This window comes from Xanthomonas sp. DAR 35659 (assembly GCF_041242975.1).
In the GTDB taxonomy this organism is placed as follows: Bacteria; Pseudomonadota; Gammaproteobacteria; order Xanthomonadales; family Xanthomonadaceae; genus Xanthomonas_A; species Xanthomonas_A medicagonis.
Window position 1 is genome coordinate 2,733,017 of sequence record NZ_CP162488.1, and the last position, 19,416, is coordinate 2,752,432.

General features: G+C 68.4%; 19 protein-coding genes. All 19 read left to right on the forward strand.

Translation table 11 applies throughout. The features are described 5' to 3' along the window. The first annotated feature begins 54 nt into the window (after nucleotides 1-54). The 19 genes from AB3X07_RS11525 to AB3X07_RS11615 all read left to right on the forward strand — a co-directional run bounded on the left by AB3X07_RS11525 (nucleotide 55) and on the right by AB3X07_RS11615 (nucleotide 19,410). Nucleotides 55-810, forward strand: a complete 756-nt coding sequence (locus tag AB3X07_RS11525; protein WP_369938757.1) for a flagellar basal body rod protein FlgF — start codon at nucleotides 55-57, stop codon at nucleotides 808-810. Between the two features lie 127 nt (nucleotides 811-937). Then, nucleotides 938-1,723: a flagellar basal-body rod protein FlgG gene (gene flgG / locus AB3X07_RS11530; protein WP_369938758.1), complete on the forward strand. Its 786-nt coding sequence runs from the start codon at nucleotides 938-940 to the stop codon at nucleotides 1,721-1,723. Nucleotides 1,724-1,746: 23 nt separating this feature from the next. Continuing rightward, nucleotides 1,747-2,448, forward strand: a complete 702-nt coding sequence (gene flgH / locus AB3X07_RS11535; protein ID WP_369938759.1) for a flagellar basal body L-ring protein FlgH — start codon at nucleotides 1,747-1,749, stop codon at nucleotides 2,446-2,448. 8 nt (nucleotides 2,449-2,456) lie between these two features. Continuing rightward, nucleotides 2,457-3,575: a flagellar basal body P-ring protein FlgI gene (locus tag AB3X07_RS11540; RefSeq protein ID WP_369938760.1), complete on the forward strand. Its 1,119-nt coding sequence runs from the start codon at nucleotides 2,457-2,459 to the stop codon at nucleotides 3,573-3,575. 1 nt (nucleotide 3,576) lies between these two features. Continuing rightward, complete coding sequence (flgJ, locus tag AB3X07_RS11545) at nucleotides 3,577-4,797, forward strand: flagellar assembly peptidoglycan hydrolase FlgJ (protein WP_369938761.1); 1,221 nt, start codon at nucleotides 3,577-3,579, stop codon at nucleotides 4,795-4,797. A gap of 11 nt (nucleotides 4,798-4,808) precedes the next feature. Then, nucleotides 4,809-6,683 (forward strand): flagellar hook-associated protein FlgK, encoded by a 1,875-nt coding sequence (gene flgK / locus AB3X07_RS11550; protein ID WP_369938762.1) that lies wholly within the window; start codon nucleotides 4,809-4,811, stop codon nucleotides 6,681-6,683. Beyond that, nucleotides 6,680-7,885, forward strand: a complete 1,206-nt coding sequence (flgL, locus tag AB3X07_RS11555; protein WP_369938763.1) for a flagellar hook-associated protein FlgL — start codon at nucleotides 6,680-6,682, stop codon at nucleotides 7,883-7,885. The genes flgK and flgL overlap by 4 nt, the downstream gene beginning before the upstream one ends. A 335-nt stretch (nucleotides 7,886-8,220) precedes the next feature. Beyond that, nucleotides 8,221-9,405: a flagellin gene (locus AB3X07_RS11560; RefSeq protein WP_369938764.1), complete on the forward strand. Its 1,185-nt coding sequence runs from the start codon at nucleotides 8,221-8,223 to the stop codon at nucleotides 9,403-9,405. Nucleotides 9,406-9,602: 197 nt separating this feature from the next. Further along, on the forward strand, nucleotides 9,603-10,937 hold the full coding sequence (gene fliD / locus AB3X07_RS11565; RefSeq protein WP_369938765.1) for a flagellar filament capping protein FliD: 1,335 nt from the start codon (nucleotides 9,603-9,605) through the stop codon (nucleotides 10,935-10,937). A 168-nt stretch (nucleotides 10,938-11,105) separates the two neighbouring features. Next, nucleotides 11,106-11,525 (forward strand): flagellar export chaperone FliS, encoded by a 420-nt coding sequence (gene fliS / locus AB3X07_RS11570; RefSeq protein ID WP_369938766.1) that lies wholly within the window; start codon nucleotides 11,106-11,108, stop codon nucleotides 11,523-11,525. Then, on the forward strand, nucleotides 11,522-11,824 hold the full coding sequence (locus AB3X07_RS11575) for a hypothetical protein (protein WP_369938767.1): 303 nt from the start codon (nucleotides 11,522-11,524) through the stop codon (nucleotides 11,822-11,824). Before fliS ends, AB3X07_RS11575 begins: the two co-directional genes overlap by 4 nt. Continuing rightward, complete coding sequence (locus tag AB3X07_RS11580; RefSeq protein WP_369938768.1) at nucleotides 11,821-12,399, forward strand: PilZ domain-containing protein; 579 nt, start codon at nucleotides 11,821-11,823, stop codon at nucleotides 12,397-12,399. Before AB3X07_RS11575 ends, AB3X07_RS11580 begins: the two co-directional genes overlap by 4 nt. 90 nt (nucleotides 12,400-12,489) lie before the next feature. Then, entirely contained in the window at nucleotides 12,490-13,122 is a 633-nt protein-coding gene (locus AB3X07_RS11585; protein WP_369938769.1) for a response regulator, read from the forward strand. 268 nt (nucleotides 13,123-13,390) lie between these two features. Continuing rightward, on the forward strand, nucleotides 13,391-14,788 hold the full coding sequence (rpoN, locus tag AB3X07_RS11590; RefSeq protein WP_369938770.1) for an RNA polymerase factor sigma-54: 1,398 nt from the start codon (nucleotides 13,391-13,393) through the stop codon (nucleotides 14,786-14,788). A 10-nt stretch (nucleotides 14,789-14,798) separates the two neighbouring features. Beyond that, entirely contained in the window at nucleotides 14,799-15,182 is a 384-nt protein-coding gene (locus AB3X07_RS11595) for a response regulator (RefSeq protein WP_010341669.1), read from the forward strand. Then, nucleotides 15,179-16,669, forward strand: coding sequence for a sigma-54 dependent transcriptional regulator (locus tag AB3X07_RS11600; protein WP_369938771.1), 1,491 nt, complete (start codon nucleotides 15,179-15,181; stop codon nucleotides 16,667-16,669). The genes AB3X07_RS11595 and AB3X07_RS11600 overlap by 4 nt, the downstream gene beginning before the upstream one ends. A gap of 290 nt (nucleotides 16,670-16,959) precedes the next feature. Beyond that, the gene (locus AB3X07_RS11605) at nucleotides 16,960-18,147 is read left to right on the forward strand and encodes a DegT/DnrJ/EryC1/StrS family aminotransferase (RefSeq protein ID WP_369938772.1); all 1,188 of its coding nucleotides are present in this window, start codon (nucleotides 16,960-16,962) and stop codon (nucleotides 18,145-18,147) included. Beyond that, entirely contained in the window at nucleotides 18,144-18,368 is a 225-nt protein-coding gene (locus tag AB3X07_RS11610) for an acyl carrier protein (RefSeq protein WP_369938773.1), read from the forward strand. The genes AB3X07_RS11605 and AB3X07_RS11610 overlap by 4 nt, the downstream gene beginning before the upstream one ends. 1 nt (nucleotide 18,369) lies before the next feature. Next, entirely contained in the window at nucleotides 18,370-19,410 is a 1,041-nt protein-coding gene (locus AB3X07_RS11615; RefSeq protein ID WP_369938774.1) for a ketoacyl-ACP synthase III, read from the forward strand. The last annotated feature ends 6 nt before the right edge of the window (nucleotides 19,411-19,416 follow it).

Sequence of the window (19,416 nt, forward strand, 5' to 3'; positions counted from 1 at the left end):
TCGCCGCCGTCCCGCTTTCCTCCATTCCCGATTCCCCATTCCCGGTTCCCGCCCATGGACAAAGCACTCTACGTCGCCATGACCGGCGCCCGCGCCTCGCTGCAGGCGCAGAGCACGGTCTCGCACAACCTGGCCAACGTCGAAACCGCCGGTTTCAAGGCGGCGCTGGCCAATACCGAGGCGTTCCGCATCAAGGGCGCCGGTTATCCGTCGCGCATCGATGCGCTGCACATCGACCAGGGCTTCAACCGCGACGTCGGCGCGCAGCAGGTGACCGGCAATGCGCTGGACATCTCGCTCAGCGCCGACAACTGGCTGGCGGTGCAGGCCAGCGACGGCAAGGAGGCGTACACGCGCGGCGGCGAACTGGCGTTGACCGCGAACGGGCAACTGGTCACCTCCAGCGGCCGCGCGGTGCTCGACGACCAGGGCAATCCGATGGCGATCCCGCCGCACCAGGCGCTGGAGATCGGCGAGGACGGCACGGTGTCGATCGTGCCGCTGGGCGAAGGCCCGCAGGCGATGACCGCGGTCGGCAAGATGAAGGTGGTGCAGGCGCCCTACGAGCGCCTCGAGCGCCGCCCCGACGGGCTGATGCGCAACATCAGCGACGATCCGACCCAGGCCTTCGCCCTGGCCACCGGCACCGCGGTCCACACCGGCGCGCTGGAAGGCAGCAACGTCGATGCGGCCGGCGCGCTGGTGCAGATGATCCAGTTGCAGCGCCAGTTCGAGATGCAGGTGAAGGTGATCAAGCACGGCGACGAGAATGCGCAGTCGGCCAACACCATGCTGCGCCTGAACGGCTAAGCGCGACGCGCCGGAAACCGGCGCCGCGGCGGCGCCCGCCGAAACGCCGGCGCGATTCTGGCACGGCACATGCATCAGTCCCCCTGCCCCTCGCGGTTGTCGGGGCCACCATCAGAGGAATCGCGTCATGAATCAGGCTTTGTGGGTCGCCAAGACCGGACTGGATGCGCAGCAGACGCGCATGTCGGTCGTGTCCAACAACCTGGCCAACACCAACACCACCGGCTTCAAGCGCGACCGCGCCAGCTTCGAGGACCTGCTGTACCAGCAGGTGCGCCAGCCGGGCGGCGCCACCTCGGCGCAGACCCAGCTGCCGTCGGGCCTGCAACTGGGCACCGGCGTGCGCGTGGTCGCCACCTCCAAGGATTTCGAGCAGGGCAACCCGCAGCAGACCGGGCGCGCGCTGGACGTGATGGTCAACGGCCGCGGCTTCTTCGAAGTGCAGATGCCCGACGGCACCTCGGCCTATACCCGCGACGGCAGCTTCCAGATCAACGCGCAGGGCGAACTGGTCACCAACAGCGGCTACCCGGTGCAGCCCGGCATCCAGATCCCGGAAGGCGCGCAGTCGCTGACCATCGGTACCGACGGCACGGTCAGCGTGCAGGTCGCCGGCACCGCCGCGGCGCTGCAGATCGGCTCGCTGACGCTGAGCGACTTCATCAATCCGGCCGGCCTGCAGGCCAAGGGCCAGAACCTGTACGCGGAAACCGCCGCGTCCGGTCCCGCGCAGGCCGGCACCCCCGGCCTCAACGGCCTGGGCACCACGGTGCAGGCCTCGCTGGAAGGCAGCAACGTCAACGTGGTCGAGGAGCTGGTCAGCATGATCGAGACCCAGCGCGCCTACGAGATGAACGCCAAGGCCATCTCCACCACCGATTCGATGCTCGGCTATCTGAACAACAACGTCTGATCCCGACTCTCCTGGAACCTGCCATGTCGCGTCCGTTCTCTCTCTCTCTCCTCGCCGCGTTGGTCCTGCCGACCCTGCTCGGCGGCTGCGCCGGCCTGGGCGTGGCCGCGGGCGACATGCGCCCGTACGCGCCGATGGCGCCGGTGGTGCCGGTGCAGGCGCCGCCGGCGCAGGCCAGCGCCGGCGCGATCTACGCCGCCGGCCCGGGCCTGTCGCTGTACTCGGACCGCCGCGCCCGCGATGTCGGCGACCTGCTGACCATCACCCTGGTCGAAAGCACCAACGCCAGCTCCACCGCCAACACCAGCATCAGCAAGAAGGACGCGGTGACGATGGCCACGCCGACCCTGCTCGGCGCGCCGCTGACCGTCAACGGCGTCAACGTGTTGAATAACTCCACCAGTGGCGATCGCAGCTTTGCCGGCAAGGGCAACACCGCGCAGAGCAACACCATGCAGGGCAGCATCACCGTGACCGTGATGCAGCGCCTGCCCAATGGCAACCTGGTGATCCAGGGCCAGAAGAAGCTGCGTCTGAACCAGGGCGACGAACTGGTGCAGGTGCAGGGCATCGTCCGCGCCGCCGACATCTCCCCGGACAACACCATCCCGTCCAGCAAGGTCGCCGACGCCCGCATCGCCTATGGCGGCCGCGGCGCCGTCGCCCAGTCCAACGCGATGGGCTGGCTGAGCCGCTTCTTCAACTCGCGCATCTCGCCGTACTGAGGCCCGCCATGAATCTCGTCTCCCTGTCCTGCCGCCTGCTCGCCGCGTTCGCGCTGTGCGCGGGCCTGGCCGCCCCGGCCGCGGCCGAACGCATCAAGGATCTGGCCCAGGTCGGCGGCGTGCGCGGCAACGCGCTGGTCGGCTACGGCCTGGTGGTCGGCCTGGACGGCAGCGGCGACCGCACCAGCCAGGCGCCCTTCACCGTGCAGAGCCTGAAGAACATGCTCGGCGAGCTGGGCGTCAACGTACCGTCGAACGTCAATCCGCAGCTGAAGAACGTCGCCGCGGTGGCGATCCACGCCGAACTGCCGCCGTTCGCCAAACCCGGCCAGCCGATCGACATCACCGTGTCCTCGATCGGCAACGCGGTGTCGCTGCGCGGCGGCTCGTTGCTGATGGCGCCGCTGAAGGGCGCCGACGGCCAGGTCTACGCGATCGCGCAGGGCAGCCTGATCGTCGGCGGCTTCGGTGCGCAGGGCAAGGATGGCTCGCGGATCTCGGTCAACGTGCCCAGCGTCGGCCGCATCCCCAACGGCGCCACCGTGGAGCGGGCGCTGCCGGACGTGTTCGGCAGCAGCAACGAGATCACCCTGAACCTGCACCAGAACGATTTCACCACGGTGTCGCGGATGGTCGCGGCGCTGGAGAACGCGTTCGGCCCCGGCAGCGCGCACGCGGTCGACGGCGCCACCGTGGCGGTGCGTTCGCCGACCGACCCGGGCGCGCGCGTCGGCCTGCTGGCGCGGATCGAGAACATCGAGCTGTCGCCGGGCGCGGCGCCGGCCAAGGTAGTGGTCAACGCGCGCACCGGCACGGTGGTGATCGGCTCGCAGGTGCGGGTCAGCCCGGCGGCGATCTCGCACGGCTCGCTGACCGTCACCATCAGCGAAGGCAGCCAGGTCAGCCAGCCCAATGCGTTGAGCGGCGGCCAGACCGTGGTCGCGCCGAAGTCGACCATCACCGCCACCAACGAAGGCAGCCGCATGTTCAAGTTCGAGGGCGGCACCTCGCTGGATCAGATCGTACGCGCGGTCAACGAAGTCGGCGCCGCGCCGGGCGACCTGATCGCGATCCTGGAAGCGCTCAAGCAGGCTGGCGCGCTGAGCGCGGAGCTGGAGGTGATCTGACATGCGTATCTCGGCCTCTCCCATCGAACTGAACCCGACCACCAAGAACGATCCCGCGCGGATCGACAAGGTGTCGCGCCAGTTGGAAGGACAGTTCGCGAATCTGCTGGTCAAGAGCATGCGCGACGCAAGCTTCGGCGATTCCCTGTTCCCGGGCGAGAACCAGACCTTCCGCGACATGTACGACCAGCAGATGGCCAAGGCGCTGACCGAGGGCAAGGGGCTGGGCGTGGCGGCGATGATCGCCAAGCAGTTGGGCGGCGGCAAGACCGCCGACGCGCCGCCGGTCAATACCGCGATCGGCGCGGCGCAGGCGGCCAAGGCGTATTCGCTGGTGTCCGGCCAGGGCCGCGGCGACGCCGGCAGCACGGGGATCGGCACAGTGGCCGACACCGGCGCGGCGGCTGGCGTCGGCGCAGGCGCCTGGGGCGGCATGGACGCGGGGGATGCGTCGCAGCACCAGGTGTCGCGCGTGCTCGACCTGATCGCCGGCCGCGAGACCAGCGCCATGCACGAAGCGATCGGCAGCAATCCGGCCGACGGCAGCGCCACGCTGGCATGGACCACCGTCGCCGACGACCGCTGGGCGGACCTGGCGGCGACCGGCAACGGCGGCGGCGACGTCGACGCCAGCACCGCGGCCGCCGCCAACGCCGCCGCGGCCAGCCTCGGCGAGCGCACTCCGGAAGGCTTCGTCGCCAAGATCTGGAACCATGCGCAGAAGGCCGCGCAGGAACTGGGCGTGGACGCGCGCGCCCTGGTCGCGCAGGCCGCGCTGGAAACCGGCTGGGGACGCCGTGGCATTTCCCGCGGCGATGGCGCCAGCTCCAACAACCTGTTCGGGATCAAGGCCACCGGCTGGAGCGGCGATCGCGTCACCACCGGCACCCACGAGTACGTGGACGGGGTCAAGCAATCGCAGACCGCCGATTTCCGCGCCTACGCCTCGCCGGCCGAGAGCTTCGCCGACTACGTGCGCCTGTTGAAGACCAATCCGCGCTACCAGCAGGCGCTGAAGGCCGGCACCGACATCCGCGGCTTCGCGCAGGGCCTGCAACGCGCCGGCTACGCCACCGATCCGTCGTACGCGGCCAAGATCGCCGCGATCGCCGGCGGCCCGACCATCGGCCGCGCCGTCGCCGCGATCGGCAACGCCGCCGCCGGCGGCCTGGAGCGCGCGTTCGCCAGCACCTCCGACCCGTCCACCAGCGTCCTGCGTTGAGGTAGCCGCTCATGTCCGTCCTGTCCACCGGCACCAGCGCCCTGATCGCCTTCCAGCGGGCGCTGTCGACCGTGAGCCACAACGTCGCCAACATCAACACCGATGGCTACAGCCGGCAGCGGGTCTCCTTCGCGACCACCGTGCCGACCCGGTACGGCGCGGACTACATCGGCAACGGCACCCAGATCACCGACGTCTCCCGCGTCGCCGACCAGTTGGCCACCTCGCGGCTGCTGGACAGCGGCGGCGAACTGTCACGGCTGAAGCAACTGTCGGCCCTGTCCGACCGCGTCGATGGCCTGTTTTCCGACACCGCCACCAACATCTCCGGCCAGTGGTCGAAGTTCTTCGACGCCAGCACCGGCCTGTCGGCCAACGCCTCGGCCACCGCCACCCGGCAGAACCTGCTCGACAACGGCGGCGCCCTGGTGACCCGCTTCAAGCAGCTCAACGGGCAGATGGACGCGCTCGGCAACGAGGTCAACAACGGCCTGCTTTCCGGCACCACGGAAGCCAACCGCCTGGCCGCCGAAGTGGCCAGGATCAACGGCCAGATCGGCAGCAACGCGGCCACGGCCGCGCCGGACCTGCTCGACCGCCGCGACCAGCTGATCACCCAACTGGTGGGCTACACCGGCGGCAACGCGGTGCAGCAGGACGGCGGCGCGATCAACGTCTATACCGCGGGCGGCCAGGCGCTGGTGGTCGGCACCACCGCCTCCACCCTGACCACCGTCACCGATCCCTACCAGCCCGGGCGGCTGACGGTCGCGCTGCAGGCGCAGGGCGCGACCATCAGCCTGAGCAACAGCGCGCTGGGCGGCCAGATCGGCGGCCTGCTGGAATTCCGCGCCGACGTGCTGGATCCGACCAAGGCCGAACTGGGCCGCCTGGCCACCGGCCTGGCGGTCAGCTACAACCAGCAGCACAGGGCCGGCATGGACCTGTACGGCAATCTCGGCGGCGACTTCTTCTCGCTGCCGGCGCCCAGCGTCAACGCCAATGCCGCCAACACCGGCAGTGCCAGCTTCAGCGCCAGCGTCGGCGACCTGAGCAAGCTCGACGGACAGAACCTGTTGCTGAAGTTCGACGGCAGCACCTGGACCGCCAGCCGCGCCGACACCGGCGCCAGCGTGGCGATGACCGGCACCGGCAGCAACACCGATCCGTTCGTGGTCAACGGGGTGACCCTGCGGGTCTCCGGCAGCGCCGCCGCCGGCGACAAGTTCCTGCTGCAACCCACCGCCAACGCGGTCATCGGCCTGGGGGTGGCGATCACCGACCCATCGCGCATCGCCGCGGCCACGCCGGTCACCGGCAGTGCCGACCTGAGCAACCTGGGCACCGGCAAGGTCAGCAACGTGCGCGCCACCGACGCCAGCAACGCCAATCTGCTGACGCCCTCCAGCATCGCCTTCATCGACGCCAACCAGTACACCATCGACGGTGCCGGTCCGTTCCCCTACACCGCCGGACAGACCATCAGCGCCAACGGCTGGAGCATGACCCTGGACGGCGCGCCGGTCGCCGGCGACACCTTCGCGGTCAAACCCACCGGCGCCGCCTCCAGCAACAACGGCAATGCCCTGACCCTGTCCAACCTCGACGATGCCAAGGCCTTCAATGGCGGCACCATCACCCTCAACGGCGCGGTGTCCGGGCTCACCACCACGATTGGTTCCGCGGCGCGGCAGGCGAAATACGCCGCCGACGCGCAGGACGTGATCCACACCAGCGCGCAGGATGCGCGCGACTCGGTGTCCGGCGTCAACCTGGACGAGGAAGCCTCGGACATGCTGCGCCTGCAGCAGGCCTACCAGGCCGCGTCGCAACTGATCTCCGCCGCCGACACCATGTTCCAGTCCATCCTGGGGGCGATCCGATGAGCAACCGCATTTCCACCGGCATGATGTTCAGCCAGTCGGTCAACAACATGCTGGGCAAGCAGGCCAAGATCTCACATCTGGAGCAGCAGTTGGCCACCGGCAAGCGCCTGGTCACCGCCGCAGACGACCCGGTCGCCTCCGGCACCGCGGTCAACCTGGACCGCGCCGTGGCCGAGCTGGAGCGTTTCGGCCAGAACGCCAACAACGTGCAGAACCGCCTCGGCCTGCAGGAGAACGCCCTGTCCCAGGCCGGCGAACTGATGGCGCGCGTCAACGACCTGACGGTGCAGGCGAACAGCTCGGCGCTGACCACCGACAACCGCAAGGCGATCGCCGCCGAACTCAAGACGCTGCACGCCAGCCTGCTCAGCCTGTCCAACAGCACCGACGGCAGCGGCCGCTACCTGTTCGCCGGCGCCGCCGACGACAAGGCGCCGTTCGCGGTGGTCAACGGCAGCGTGGTCTACAGCGGCGACCAGACCCAGCGCAGCGTCGAAGTGGCGGCCGACACCCAGGTCGCCGACGCCCTGCCCGGCAGCGAGATCTTCATGCGCATCCGCACCGGCGACGGTACCGTCGACGCGCACGCGGCCAGCACCAACACCGGTACCGGGCTGTTGCTGGACTACAGCCGCGACGCCGGCGCCGGCGGCTGGAACGGCGGCAGCTACAGCGTCGCCTTCACCGCCGCCGACGCCTACGAAGTGCGCGACAGCAACGGCACCGTCGTCACCACCGGCACCTACGCCGCCGGCGAAACGCTCAGCTTCGGCGGCCTGAAGATGCGCCTGGACGGCGCGCCGGCGGTCGGCGACAGCTTCCAGATCGGCGCCGCCACCACCAAGGACGTGTTCTCCACCATCACCAACCTGGTCAACGCGCTGAACTCGGACCCGGTCACCGCCACCGACAAGGCCGCGCTGCAGAACACCCTGCAGTCGTCGATGCGCGACATCAGCCAGGCCTCGGCGAAGATGATCGATGCGCGCGCGGCCGGCGGCGCGCAGCTGGCCGCGCTCGACAGCGCCGCCGAACTGCGCGAATCCAACGAAGTGACGCTGAAGACGACCTTGTCCTCGCTGCGCGACCTCGACTACGCCGATGCGATCGGCCAGTACCAACTGGAACAATCCGCGCTGAAGGCGGCACAGACCATCTTTACCCAGATGCAGTCGATGTCGTTGTTCAACATGATCCGCTGATCGCCGATCCGGCTTATATAGATGGAAAGGCCCGGAGCGTGGCGATGCTCCGGGCCTTGCCGTTTTATACCGGGATCGTCATGCATGCGCCGGCAAGCCAGCATCCGCGCGACGCCGCTAAAGTTTGCCGAAACACTGCCGAAACAAGCTGTTCGCCGCGAGTGCCCCAGGCTCCGGTTCGCAAAATCGCGATATTTTCCGCAGCGAATCGCTAAAGGTTGTTGGGCTCCCGCCGTTATTTATCTCAGCAGCGGCAACGGCCAATTGATGGCCCCCCTGCGGAGGCTCCAGGCACCCACAGGTTGCCGGATAAATCGCTTAGAGGAGATATCAAAATGGCACAGGTCATCAACACCAACGTAATGTCGCTGAACGCTCAGCGTAACCTCAACAGCACCAGCTCGAGCATGGCCACGACGATTCAGCGTCTGTCCTCGGGCCTGCGCATCAACAGCGCCAAGGACGACGCCGCCGGTCTGGCGATCTCCGAGCGCTTCACCACCCAGATCCGCGGCCTGGACGTCGCCTCGCGCAACGCCAACGACGGCATCTCGCTGGCGCAGACCGCGGAAGGCTCCATGGTCGAAATCGGCAACAACCTGCAGCGTATCCGCGAGCTGTCGGTGCAGTCGGCCAACGCCACCAACTCCGCCACCGACCGCCAGGCGCTTAACTCGGAAGTCAAGCAGCTGACCTCGGAAATCGATCGCGTCGCCAACCAGACCAGCTTCAACGGCACCAAGCTGCTGGACGGCTCGTTCTCCGGCGCGCTGTTCCAGGTCGGCGCCGACGCCGGCCAGACCATCGGCATCAACAGCATCGTCGACGCCAACGTCGATTCGCTGGGCAAGGCCGGCTTCGCCGCCACCCAGACCGGCTCGGCCGCCCTGGCATCGGGCACCGCGACCGCCAGCGGCAGCTTCTCCGGCATGTCGGTCAACGGCGTCAGCATCGCCTCGGTCGCGGTCGCGGTCGGCGACGTCGATTCCGACGTGTCCAAGAAGATCGCCGCCGCGATCAACGACAAGCTGGACCAGACCGGCGTGTACGCCTCGGTCGACAGCACCACCGGCGCGCTGAAGCTCGAATCGCTGAAGGCCGGCAAGGACTTCTCGTTCACCGCGGGCTCGGCCACCGGCGCCACCGGCATCACCTTCAGCAACGCCGGCATCGCCACCTCGGCCACCGCCGTCGCAGGCACCACCAGCACGCTGAAGGATCTGGACATCTCCACCTTCTCCGGCGCGCAGAAGGCGCTGGAAATCGTCGACAAGGCGCTGACCTCGGTCAACTCCTCGCGCGCCGACATGGGTGCGGTGCAGAACCGCTTCACCTCCACCATCGCCAACCTGAGCTCCACCTCGGAGAACCTGTCGGCCTCGCGTAGCCGCATCCGCGACACCGACTACGCCAAGGAAACCGCCGAACTGACCCGCACGCAGATCCTGCAGCAGGCCGGTACCGCGATGCTGGCGCAGGCCAAGTCGGTCCCGCAGAACGTGCTGAGCCTGCTGCAGTAACAGCCCGCTGGACACCGGCAAGACCCAAAGCCCCTCCGCAAGGAGGGGCTTTTTTGCGCCTGGCCGCCCGCAGGCACAGGATTTGCATCACCTCCACGGCATGACCGGCGCACGCGCGGCCTCAAGAACCGCCGTGCGCCGCCGATACCCCTATCTACCGCTGGCCTTCGTGCCCGCCACTGTAAGGAAGCCTGCCCATGGCTACTTCATCGCTGTCCGCCGTCGGTTCCGGCATGGACGTCGCCGCCGTCGTCAAAAGCCTGGTGGCCGCCCAGCGCGCGCCGCAGGAAAACCGGATCAACGCCGACGGCACCGCGTCCAGCGCCAAACTTTCGGCGCTGAGCACGATCAAGGGCGCCCTGTCCAACCTGCAGACGGCGATGAACGCGATCGCCAAGAGCGCGGACAAGAGCGCGGTCAAGGCCACTGTCGCCGACGGCGCCGGCTATACCGCCAGCGTCACCGAGAGCGCCACCGCCGGCAACTACAGCGTGGAGGTAGTGAAGCTGGCCGAACGGCAGAAGCTGACCTCGGCCGCCTACGCCGATGACGCGGTGGTGGGCGACGGCACCTTGAGCATCGGCTATGGCGACAAGACGCTGAACGTCACCGTCGCCGAAAACAGCAAGCTCAGCGACGTCGCCGCGGCGATCAACAAGGCCGCCGGCGGCAGCGGCGTGACCGCCAGCGTGGTCAGCGCCGACGACGGCGACCATCTGGTGCTCAACGCGGTCGATTCCGGCGTCAAGGGCGCGCTGACCATCAGCAGCACCGGCGGCAACGGCGGACTCGCCGCGCTGACCTACAGCAGCGGCAGCAGCGGCGGCCTGACCCAGACCGTGGCCGCGGCCGATGCGGTGGTCCGCGTGGACGGCTTCGAACGCACCTCCAGCAGCAACGCGATCGCCGACCTCGTGCCCGGCGTCACCTTGAACCTGACCAAGGCCGAGGCAGGCACCAAGTACAGCCTGAGCATCGCCAACGACAGCAGCAGCCTGAAGGCGAACCTCACCGCGTTCGTGACCGCCTACAACACCACCAACACCTTGCTGAAGTCCTCCAGCGCCTACGACGCCACCAACAACAAGGCCTCGGCGCTGACCGGCGACGCGATGGTGCGCGGACTGCAGCAATCGCTGCGCGGCCAGGTCAGCGGCAACATCGTCGACCTCATGGCGCTGGGCGTGACCATCGACAAGGCCGGGGTGATGAGCTTCGACGGCGCCAAGTTCGACAGCGCCGTCGCCAGCGATCCGGCCTCGGCGAAGGCACTGTTCGGCACCAGCGGCAGCTTCACCGCGGGCGTGACCACGCTCCTGAACAGCAACCTCGATGTCACCAACGGCAGCATCACGCAGCGTACCGCGTCGCTCAACAAGCACATCAGCGACCTGACCAACCAGCTCAGCGACCTGGACAAGCGGATGGACACGCTGACCACCAACTACACCGCCAGGTTCACCGCGATGGACACGATGGTCGCGCAGATGCAATCGATCAGCGACGCCCTCACCAAGCAGTTCTCGACGTAGCGGCGACGGCATCGGAATGAAAGACGCCGCCGGCGCTCAAGTCCGAGCGGGCAGCGGCCGATATCTTTAGCATCGACAGTCATTCCGGACTGGCAGCACGTACCGCCGCCACGGCGCCTTCGCCGCCCGCCGCGGCGGCACGGCACCAGGCCACCCGAGGGAGTTTCCATGTACGGTTCCAGCCGCCAATACGCCGAGCAATACCGCAAGATGAGCGTGTCCACCAGCATCACCGATGCCGATCCGCACAAGCTGGTGGCGCTGCTGTTCGCCGGCGCGTGCCAGCGCATCCGCCAGGCCCAGGCCTGCCTGGCGCAGGGCGACCAGGCGCGCAAGGGCAAGGCGATCGGCGAGGCCTGCGCCATCGTCGGCCACCTCAACGGCTCGCTGGATCACGAGGCCGGCGGCGAGATCGCCAGCAACCTCTCGGCGCTGTACGACTACGTGATGCATCGGCTCACCGAAGCCAATCTGCACAACGACGACAGCGCCCTGGTCGAATCGCTGGAACTGCTCAGCGAGATCGATGCGGCGTGGAACGCCATTCCCGTCCAGCAACGCGACCTCGCCGCGGTCGCCGCCCTATGATCGCCGTCAGCATCGAGGCGCTGCACGCCGAACTGCAGCAACTGCAGCAGGTGCTGCAGGGCGACGACCATGCGCTGGCCGAGCGCATGGTCGCCGAGCACGAGCAGCACCTGCGCGAGTACCTGCAGCTGGCCGGCAACGACGTATCGCGCGAGAGCGTCGCCTCGCTGCTGAAACTGCAGCACGCGGTGATCGCGCAGATGCTGCAGGCGCGCGACGAAGCCGGCGACTGGCTGCGCGCCAACCGCCTGTCCAACAATGCCGCGCGCGCCTACTCGCAGGCCGGATCGCTGAGATGAACAGCGCGTCCGACGGCGGCGTCCACCACCCCGCCGAAGCCGACCTGTTCCACGACACCCTCAGCTGCGAACTGGCGCTGCCGGCCGATTTCAAGCTCGGCAACGGCGCTGGCCGCTTCGGCGCGGCCGAGGCGCTGCTGCGCGGCCTGGCCCAGGTCGAGGACCTGCGCAGCGACGAAGGCAGCGAGGACCGCAGCGATCTGCCGCTGCAGTTGCAGCGCATGGACGCCAAGCTCGACCTGATGCTGGTGCTGCTCGGCCGGCTGGCCCGCCAGAACGAGGACGGGCTGCCGTTGCGGCCGCTGCGCTGGTCGCGGAACGGCGTGAGACTGGAACTGGGGTCGCGCTCCAACGCCCCGTCCGGGGCCGCCGGCCTGTTGCGCCTGCAGCCCTCCGACTGGCTGCCGGACTACCTGGAACTGCCGGTGCGGGTGCTGGCCGAAGCCGCCGCCGCGGGCAGCTTCCATCTCTGGCTACGATTCGAGACACAGCCGCCTGGCCTGCAGGAGGCGCTGGAGCGCCACCTGTTCCGGCTGCACCGGCGGCAGATCGCCGACAGCCGGCGCGCCCGCTGAGCCACGGACCGTCCCTTCCCCGCCCACGCCTGGTTGGCGGCGGCGGCGCGCTCGGCTAAGGTGCGAGACACGTAAGAGGGACCTTCCACCGTGCGAGTCATCATCGTCGACGATCACACCCTGGTTCGCGCCGGCCTGAGCCGGCTGTTGCAGACGTTCGCCGACGTCGATGTGATCGCCGAGGCCAGCAATGCGCAGCAGGCGGTGGACCTGGCCACCCTGCACCGCCCCGACCTGGTGCTGATGGACCTGTCCCTGCCCGGTCGCAGCGGCCTGGACGCGTTGACCGACGTGCTGCAGACCTCGCCCAAGACCCGCGTGGTGATGATGTCGATGCACGACGACCCGGTGCACGTGCGCGACGCGCTGGACCGCGGCGCCACCGGCTTCGTGGTCAAGGACGCGGCCCCACTGGAACTGGAACTGGCGCTGCGCGCGGCCAGCGCCAACCAGGTGTTCCTGAGCCCGCAGATCTCCTCCAAGATGATCGCGCCGATGCTCGGCCGCGAGCGCCCGGTGGGGATCGCCGCCCTGTCGCCGCGGCAGCGCGAGATCCTGCGCCAGATCGGCCGTGGCCAGAGCAACAAGGAAATCGCCTCGGACCTGGGCATCAGCGTCAAGACCGTGGAGACCCATCGCGCGCGGATGATGGAGTCGCTGGGCTGCCGGCGCGCCAACGACCTGGTGCTGCTGGCCGCGCGGCACCAGAACGAACTGACCTGAGGGCAGGAACGGCTTCCCGACGCGCGGGACTGGCACGCAGCTTGCCTTAACCAGTCAGCTGCCGACGTAACCCCGTCGAGGCCCGCCAGCATTGGCCTGCCGCGCCAGCCTACCGGCACACCCCTACACGAATGTCGGGATTTTCCTGACACCATGTCGGGAATTTGACTACCTCACTCAGGAACCTCCCGATTCTGTTACCGTCAGGTGGCAAGCACTATGCATTCCACGGGCGCCAGAGGCTTGGCGCCAAACCGAGGAAGTTCGCATGAAGCCGACCGTCTCCGCTCAGCTAGGCCAGCAACTCCACCTGACCCCGCAACTGCTGCAGTCGATCCGGCTGCTGCAGCTCGACGGCATGCAACTGGAACTGGAAATCCGGCGCGCGCTGGAGACCAACCCGCTGCTGGAACTGGAAGAGCCGGAAGGCGTGCTCGAGCCGGTGGTCGATCATGACGCGGCGCTGGACACCGCCGCGTTCGACGAACTGCCCGAGTCCTCGATGTGGGACCTGCCCGGTGCCGGCTGGAGCGAGGGCGAAGACGACCGCATGCAGCGCATCGCCGCCGGCGAATCCACCGACCCGCAGCTGCGCGTGCTGCAGCGCCTGGCGCTGGAACTGGACGAACGCGAACTGGAAGTGGCCGCGTTCTGGCTGGAACACAGCGACGACGCCGGCTATCTCGACGATGCCCTGGACACGCTGACCCTGCTCGCCTGCGCGCGCTTCGACCTGCCCGCCGCGCGCGTGGAGGCGGTGCGCCAGCGCCTGCTGCACGGCGATCCCACCGGCCTGGCCGCCTGCGACCTGCGCGAGTGCCTGAGCGTGCAGCTGGCCGCCCTGTCCGGCCGCGTCGCCGGCCGCCATCTGGCCGCGCGCATCCTCGCCGGCGACCTGAACCTGCTCGCCAGCCACGACTACCCGCTGCTGGCGCGCCAGCTCGACGCCGAGGCCGACGATGTGCGCGAGGCGGTACGGCTGATCCTGTCGCTGCAGCCGCGTCCCGGCGACAGCCTGCTGCCGGAGAACCTGGGCCACGTGATCCCGGACGTGGTCGCCTGGCATGGCGATGGCGTGTGGCGGGTCGCGTTGAACCCGGCCACCACCCATCGCGTCACCGTCAACCCGATGCACGAGCGCGCCCTGGCCGAGGCCGGCGAGGCGGCGGCGCCGCTGCGCGAGATGCTGCAGGAGGCGCGCTGGCTGACCCGCGGCCTGTCGATGCGCTACGAGACCCTGCTGCGCACCACCCGCGCCATCGTCGAGCGCCAGGCCGCGTTCCTGGTCAAGGGCGAGGAAGCGATGGCGCCGTTGACCCTGAAGGAAGTGGCCGACGCGATCGGCATGCACGAGTCCACCGTCTCGCGCATCACCACCGGCAAGTATCTGCAGACGCCGCGCGGCACCTTCGAACTCAAGCATTTCTTCGCGGTGCGCCTGGAAGGCGCCACCGTGTCCGGCCAGGCGGTGCGCGCGATGGTGCGGCGCCTGATCGAATCCGAACCGGCCGGACGGCCGCTCGCCGACGAGGCGATCGCCGGGCTGCTGTCGCGACAGGGCGTGAACGTGGCCCGGCGCACCGTGGCCAAGTACCGCGAACAACTGGATATCGCCCCCGCCCGCGAACGCCGTCGCGCCAAACCCCTGCTGGCCCGCGCGGGCTAAGGAACTGCACATGAACAAATTGTCCGTGCTTCTGGTCGACGACCACGAAGGCTTCATCAACGCCGCGATGCGCCACTTCCGCAAGCTCGACTGGATGGAAGTGATCGGCAGCGCCGCCAACGGCCTGGAGGCGATCGAGCGCTCCGAGTCGCTGCGTCCGCAGGTGGTGCTGATGGACCTGGCCATGCCCGAGATGGGCGGCTTGCAGGCCACGCGCCTGATCAAGACCCAGGACCAGGCCCCGTACATCGTGATCGCCAGCCATTTCGACGATGCCGAGCACCGCGAGCACGCCATGCGCGCCGGCGCCGACAACTTCGTCAGCAAGCTGTCCTATATCCAGGAAGTGATGCCGATCCTGGAGGGCTTACGCACAGAGGGAGTGCCGGCATGAGCGAATCCCGGATCCTGGTGATCGACGACGACGCGGTTCGCGCCGAGCGCACGGTCAGCCTGCTTGAGTTCATGGACCTCAATCCGCGTTGGGTCACCGACGTGGCCGACGTCAATCCGGGCCGTCACCGGCAGACCGAATGGATGGCGATCCTGGTCGGCGGGCTCGACGATCAAGAACAGGCCGACGCCTTCTTCGGCTGGGTCGCGCGCAGCCCGCTGCCGCCACCGGTGCTGCTGCTCAACGGCGACGCGCAGGCGTTCGCGCAGCGCCACGGCCTGCACGAAGCCAACGTGTGGCAACTGGAGGCGCCGCTGCGCCACGCGCAACTGGAAACCCTGCTGCGCCGCGCCAGCCTCAAGCGGCTGGACGCTGAGCACCAGGCCGGCGCCGCGCAGGACAACGGCCCGACCGGTACCAGCGCGGCGGTCACCCGCCTGCGCCGGCTGATCGACCAGGTCGCCGCGTTCGACACCACCGTGCTGGTGCTGGGCGAGTCCGGCACCGGCAAGGAAGTGGTGGCGCGCGCGATCCACCAGCAGTCGCCGCGTCGCGACGGGCCGTTCGTGGCGATCAACTGCGGCGCGATCCCGCCGGACCTGCTGGAGAGCGAACTGTTCGGCCACGAGAAGGGCTCGTTCACCGGTGCGCTGAGCGCGCGCAAGGGCCGCTTCGAGATGGCCGAGGGCGGCACCCTGCTGCTGGACGAGATCGGCGACATGAGCCTGCCGATGCAGGTCAAGCTGCTGCGCGTGCTGCAGGAACGCAGCTTCGAGCGGGTCGGCGGCAACGTGACCATCCGCTGCAACGTGCGGGTGATCGCCGCCACCCATCGCAACCTGGAAGAGCGCATCGCCGGCAACCAGTTCCGCGAGGACCTGTTCTACCGGCTCAACGTGTTCCCGATCGAGATGCCGGCGCTGCGCGAGCGCAGCGACGACCTGCCGGCGCTGGTCAACACCATCGCCGCGCAACTGGCCCGCACCGGGCGCGGCGAAGTGCGCTTTTCCGAGGAGGCGCTGCAGGCGCTGCGCGGCTACGAGTGGCCGGGCAATGTGCGCGAGCTGACCAATCTGGTCGAGCGCCTGGCGGTGCTGCATCCCAGCGGCTTGGTGCGGGTGCAGGACCTGCCGGCGCGCTACCGCGGCGACTTCGCCTCCTCCATCGACGTGTCCGCGCCGCCGGCGCCGGCCGCGACGCCGGATCCGCGCCGCGTGCCCAACGTGGTCGATCTGCATGCTGGGCCCAAGGCGCTCACCGACGCCCCGGAATCGGCCGCGCAGGCCGCGGCGACGTTGCCGGAAAGCGGGCTGGACCTGCGCGGGCACATGGCCAACATCGAACTGGCGTTGATCAACGAGGCGCTGGAACGCACCCAGGGCGTGGTCGCGCACGCGGCGCAACTACTGGGCCTGCGCCGCACCACCTTGGTGGAGAAGCTGCGCAAGTACGGCATCGACCGCGACCAGACCGAACTGGCGAGCTGAGCCAGGCGCGGCCGTCGCCCGCATCCGCGCTATCGCGCGTGCTGCGCCACGGAACGACTGCGGGTCGAAGCTGAAGTACCCTTTCCCTTCGCATGCGCTGGCGCGCTGGACGCGCGCGGGGATCACGCCCGTGTTGCGCAATCGGGATCGTGGATCGCATGGCATATCATCGACGCGGACACCTGCGAAAGCAGTGGACAGGTTCGTTGGCATATGGCTTGCTTCCAGACTCCGTACCCCGTCGCAACGCTCCGCGCCGCGGACTTTCACAGGCACCCACGCAGGCCACCATGCCCATCCCCGTCACCAGTCCGCTGCTGCCGCCCCTGGACGAGTTCGTGCCGTACCTGGAGAAGATCTGGAGCAGCCGCATCCTGACCAATGGCGGGGACATGCACCGGGCGCTGGAAAAGGCACTGGCCGAATACCTGGGCGTGAGCCATCTGGCGTTGTTCGCCAACGGCACCCTCGCCCTGCTCACCGCGCTGCAGGCGCTGCGCATCACCGGCGAGGTGATCACCACCCCGTACTCTTTCGTCGCCACGGCGCATTCGCTGCTGTGGAAGGGAATCAAGCCGGTCTTCGTCGACATCGACCCGGCCACGCTGAACCTGGATCCGCACAAGATCGAGGCGGCGATCACCCCGCAGACCACCGCGATCATGCCGGTGCACTGCTACGGCACGCCGTGCGACACCGCCGCGATCGAGCGCATCGCCGACACCTACAATCTCAAGGTCATCTACGACGCCGCGCATGCCTTTGGGGTCAAGGACGAAGGCGGCTCGATCCTGCGTCATGGCGATCTGAGCATCCTCAGCTTCCACGCCACCAAGGTGTTCAACACCTTCGAGGGCGGCGCGATCGTCTGCCCGGACGAGAAAACCTACCAGCGCATCAGCCGGCTGAAGAACTTCGGTTTCGTCGACGAGACCACCGTGGTGGCCACCGGCATCAACGGCAAGATGAGCGAGATCAACGCCGCGTTCGGGCTGTTGCAGCTGCAGCATATCGACCGTGCGCTGGCGCAGCGGCGGGAGATCGACGCCGACTACCGGCGCCGCCTGGCGCAGGTGCCTGGCGTGCGCTGCCTGGCGCCGCGCTCGCCGGCGCTGTCCAACTACGCCTCGTTCCCGATCCTGATCGAGGACGAATTCCCGCTGACCCGCGACGCCCTGCATCAGCGGATGCGCGAGCACGAGGTGCTGGTGCGGCGCTATTTCTATCCGCTGATCAGCGATTTCCCGATGTACCGCGGCCTGCCCTCGGCGGCGCCGGCCGGGCTGCCGGTCGCGCGGCAGATGTCCGACCGGGTGCTGTGCCTGCCGATCTATCCCGGCCTGGGCGCGGCGGACGTGGCGGCCATCGTCGACCTGATCGCAGGCGCCGGTGATGCCCCGGCAACGCTCCCTCACGATGCCGGCCGCAGCGCGGTTTCCCTCACCCCTTCCTCCGCACAACCCGTGGAACACGAATGAGCCAAGACGCCTTTATCGAGAACTTCCTGTCGGCGACCGACTTCCAGACGCCGGTCGAGGTGACCGCCGATACCGTGCTGCGCGAGTTGCCCGAATGGGATTCGCTGGCCGCGCTGGGCGTGATCGTGATGTTCGACATGGAGTACGGCAAGACCATCACCGGCGAACACCTGGCCAAGGTGGTCACCATCGGCGACCTGTACAAACTGACCGAGGCATAAGATGCCGACCTCCACCCTGCACAACGTGCGTTTCGCCGGCATGGCGACCTGCGTGCCCAAGCGCGTGGTCTCCAACCTGACCGACTGCCGGCCGCAGATCCGCTCCGAGCGCGAGCGGCTAGTGCGCAACATCGGCATCGAGACCCGACGCATGGCGCAGGAGTGGCAGTGTTTTTCGGACCTGGCGTTCGATGCCGCGCAGGTGCTGCTGGAACGGCTGCAGTGGGCGCGCGAGGAGATCGACGCGCTGATCGTGGTCACCCAGTCGCCGGACTATCCGATCCCGGCCACCGCGATCATCCTGCAGGACCGGCTGGGCCTGTCGCATGCCACCGTGGCCTTCGACGTGAATCTCGGCTGCTCGGCCTACCCGTTCGGCATCAATCTGCTCGGCTCAATGATCGCCGCCGGCGGGGTAAAGAAGGGCCTGCTGCTGGTAGGCGACCGCAGCGCCAACCTGGACGACCCGATCTTCTCCGATGCCGGCACCGCCACTGCGCTGGAGTTCAGCGCCGACGCGGCGCCGATGCATTTCGACCTCAACAGCGACGGCAGCGGCTACAAGGCGATCATCGTCCCGGTGGGCGGTCAGCGCGAGCCGATCGCCATCCAGCACCTGATGCCGTTCCGCGCCGACGAGAACGACCACTGGCACCGCGGCATTGACCTGCAACTGGACGGGGTGGCGGTGTTGAGCTTCTCCACCCAGCGCGTGCCGCCGGCGGTGCAGAAGCTGCTCGACTATACCGGCGTGTCCAAGGACGAGATCGACTATTTCGTGTTCCACCAGGCCAACCGGATGATCAACGAGACCATCCGCAAGAAGCTCGGCCTGCCGGTGGAGAAAGTGCCCTCGACTCTGCGCGACTTCGGCAACACCAGCGGCGCCTCGCTGCCGGTGACCATGACCGCACGCATCAACAAGGAACTGGAATCGGGCCGCAAGCGGGTGCTGCTGTGCGGCTTCGGCATCGGCCTGTCGTGGGGGACGTGCCTGATTGATATCGAGGGCGCGGTGTTTCCGGAGTTGATCGAGTCGTGAATACCG

Excerpts from the sequence above, each read along its gene's own strand:
- flgJ (WP_369938761.1), top strand. The coding sequence starts at position 3,577 with ATGCGTATCTCGGCCTCTCCCATCGAACTGAACCCGACCACCAAGAAC.
- AB3X07_RS11595 (WP_010341669.1), top strand. The coding sequence starts at position 14,799 with ATGAACAAATTGTCCGTGCTTCTGGTCGACGACCACGAAGGCTTCATC.
- rpoN (WP_369938770.1), top strand. The coding sequence starts at position 13,391 with ATGAAGCCGACCGTCTCCGCTCAGCTAGGCCAGCAACTCCACCTGACC.
- AB3X07_RS11525 (WP_369938757.1), top strand. The coding sequence starts at position 55 with ATGGACAAAGCACTCTACGTCGCCATGACCGGCGCCCGCGCCTCGCTG.
- AB3X07_RS11575 (WP_369938767.1), top strand. The coding sequence starts at position 11,522 with ATGATCGCCGTCAGCATCGAGGCGCTGCACGCCGAACTGCAGCAACTG.
- fliD (WP_369938765.1), top strand. The coding sequence starts at position 9,603 with ATGGCTACTTCATCGCTGTCCGCCGTCGGTTCCGGCATGGACGTCGCC.
- AB3X07_RS11580 (WP_369938768.1), top strand. The coding sequence starts at position 11,821 with ATGAACAGCGCGTCCGACGGCGGCGTCCACCACCCCGCCGAAGCCGAC.
- flgL (WP_369938763.1), top strand. The coding sequence starts at position 6,680 with ATGAGCAACCGCATTTCCACCGGCATGATGTTCAGCCAGTCGGTCAAC.
- AB3X07_RS11610 (WP_369938773.1), top strand. The coding sequence starts at position 18,144 with ATGAGCCAAGACGCCTTTATCGAGAACTTCCTGTCGGCGACCGACTTC.
- flgG (WP_369938758.1), top strand. The coding sequence starts at position 938 with ATGAATCAGGCTTTGTGGGTCGCCAAGACCGGACTGGATGCGCAGCAG.
- AB3X07_RS11615 (WP_369938774.1), top strand. The coding sequence starts at position 18,370 with ATGCCGACCTCCACCCTGCACAACGTGCGTTTCGCCGGCATGGCGACC.
- flgH (WP_369938759.1), top strand. The coding sequence starts at position 1,747 with ATGTCGCGTCCGTTCTCTCTCTCTCTCCTCGCCGCGTTGGTCCTGCCG.
- AB3X07_RS11540 (WP_369938760.1), top strand. The coding sequence starts at position 2,457 with ATGAATCTCGTCTCCCTGTCCTGCCGCCTGCTCGCCGCGTTCGCGCTG.
- AB3X07_RS11605 (WP_369938772.1), top strand. The coding sequence starts at position 16,960 with ATGCCCATCCCCGTCACCAGTCCGCTGCTGCCGCCCCTGGACGAGTTC.
- AB3X07_RS11560 (WP_369938764.1), top strand. The coding sequence starts at position 8,221 with ATGGCACAGGTCATCAACACCAACGTAATGTCGCTGAACGCTCAGCGT.
- flgK (WP_369938762.1), top strand. The coding sequence starts at position 4,809 with ATGTCCGTCCTGTCCACCGGCACCAGCGCCCTGATCGCCTTCCAGCGG.
- AB3X07_RS11600 (WP_369938771.1), top strand. The coding sequence starts at position 15,179 with ATGAGCGAATCCCGGATCCTGGTGATCGACGACGACGCGGTTCGCGCC.
- fliS (WP_369938766.1), top strand. The coding sequence starts at position 11,106 with ATGTACGGTTCCAGCCGCCAATACGCCGAGCAATACCGCAAGATGAGC.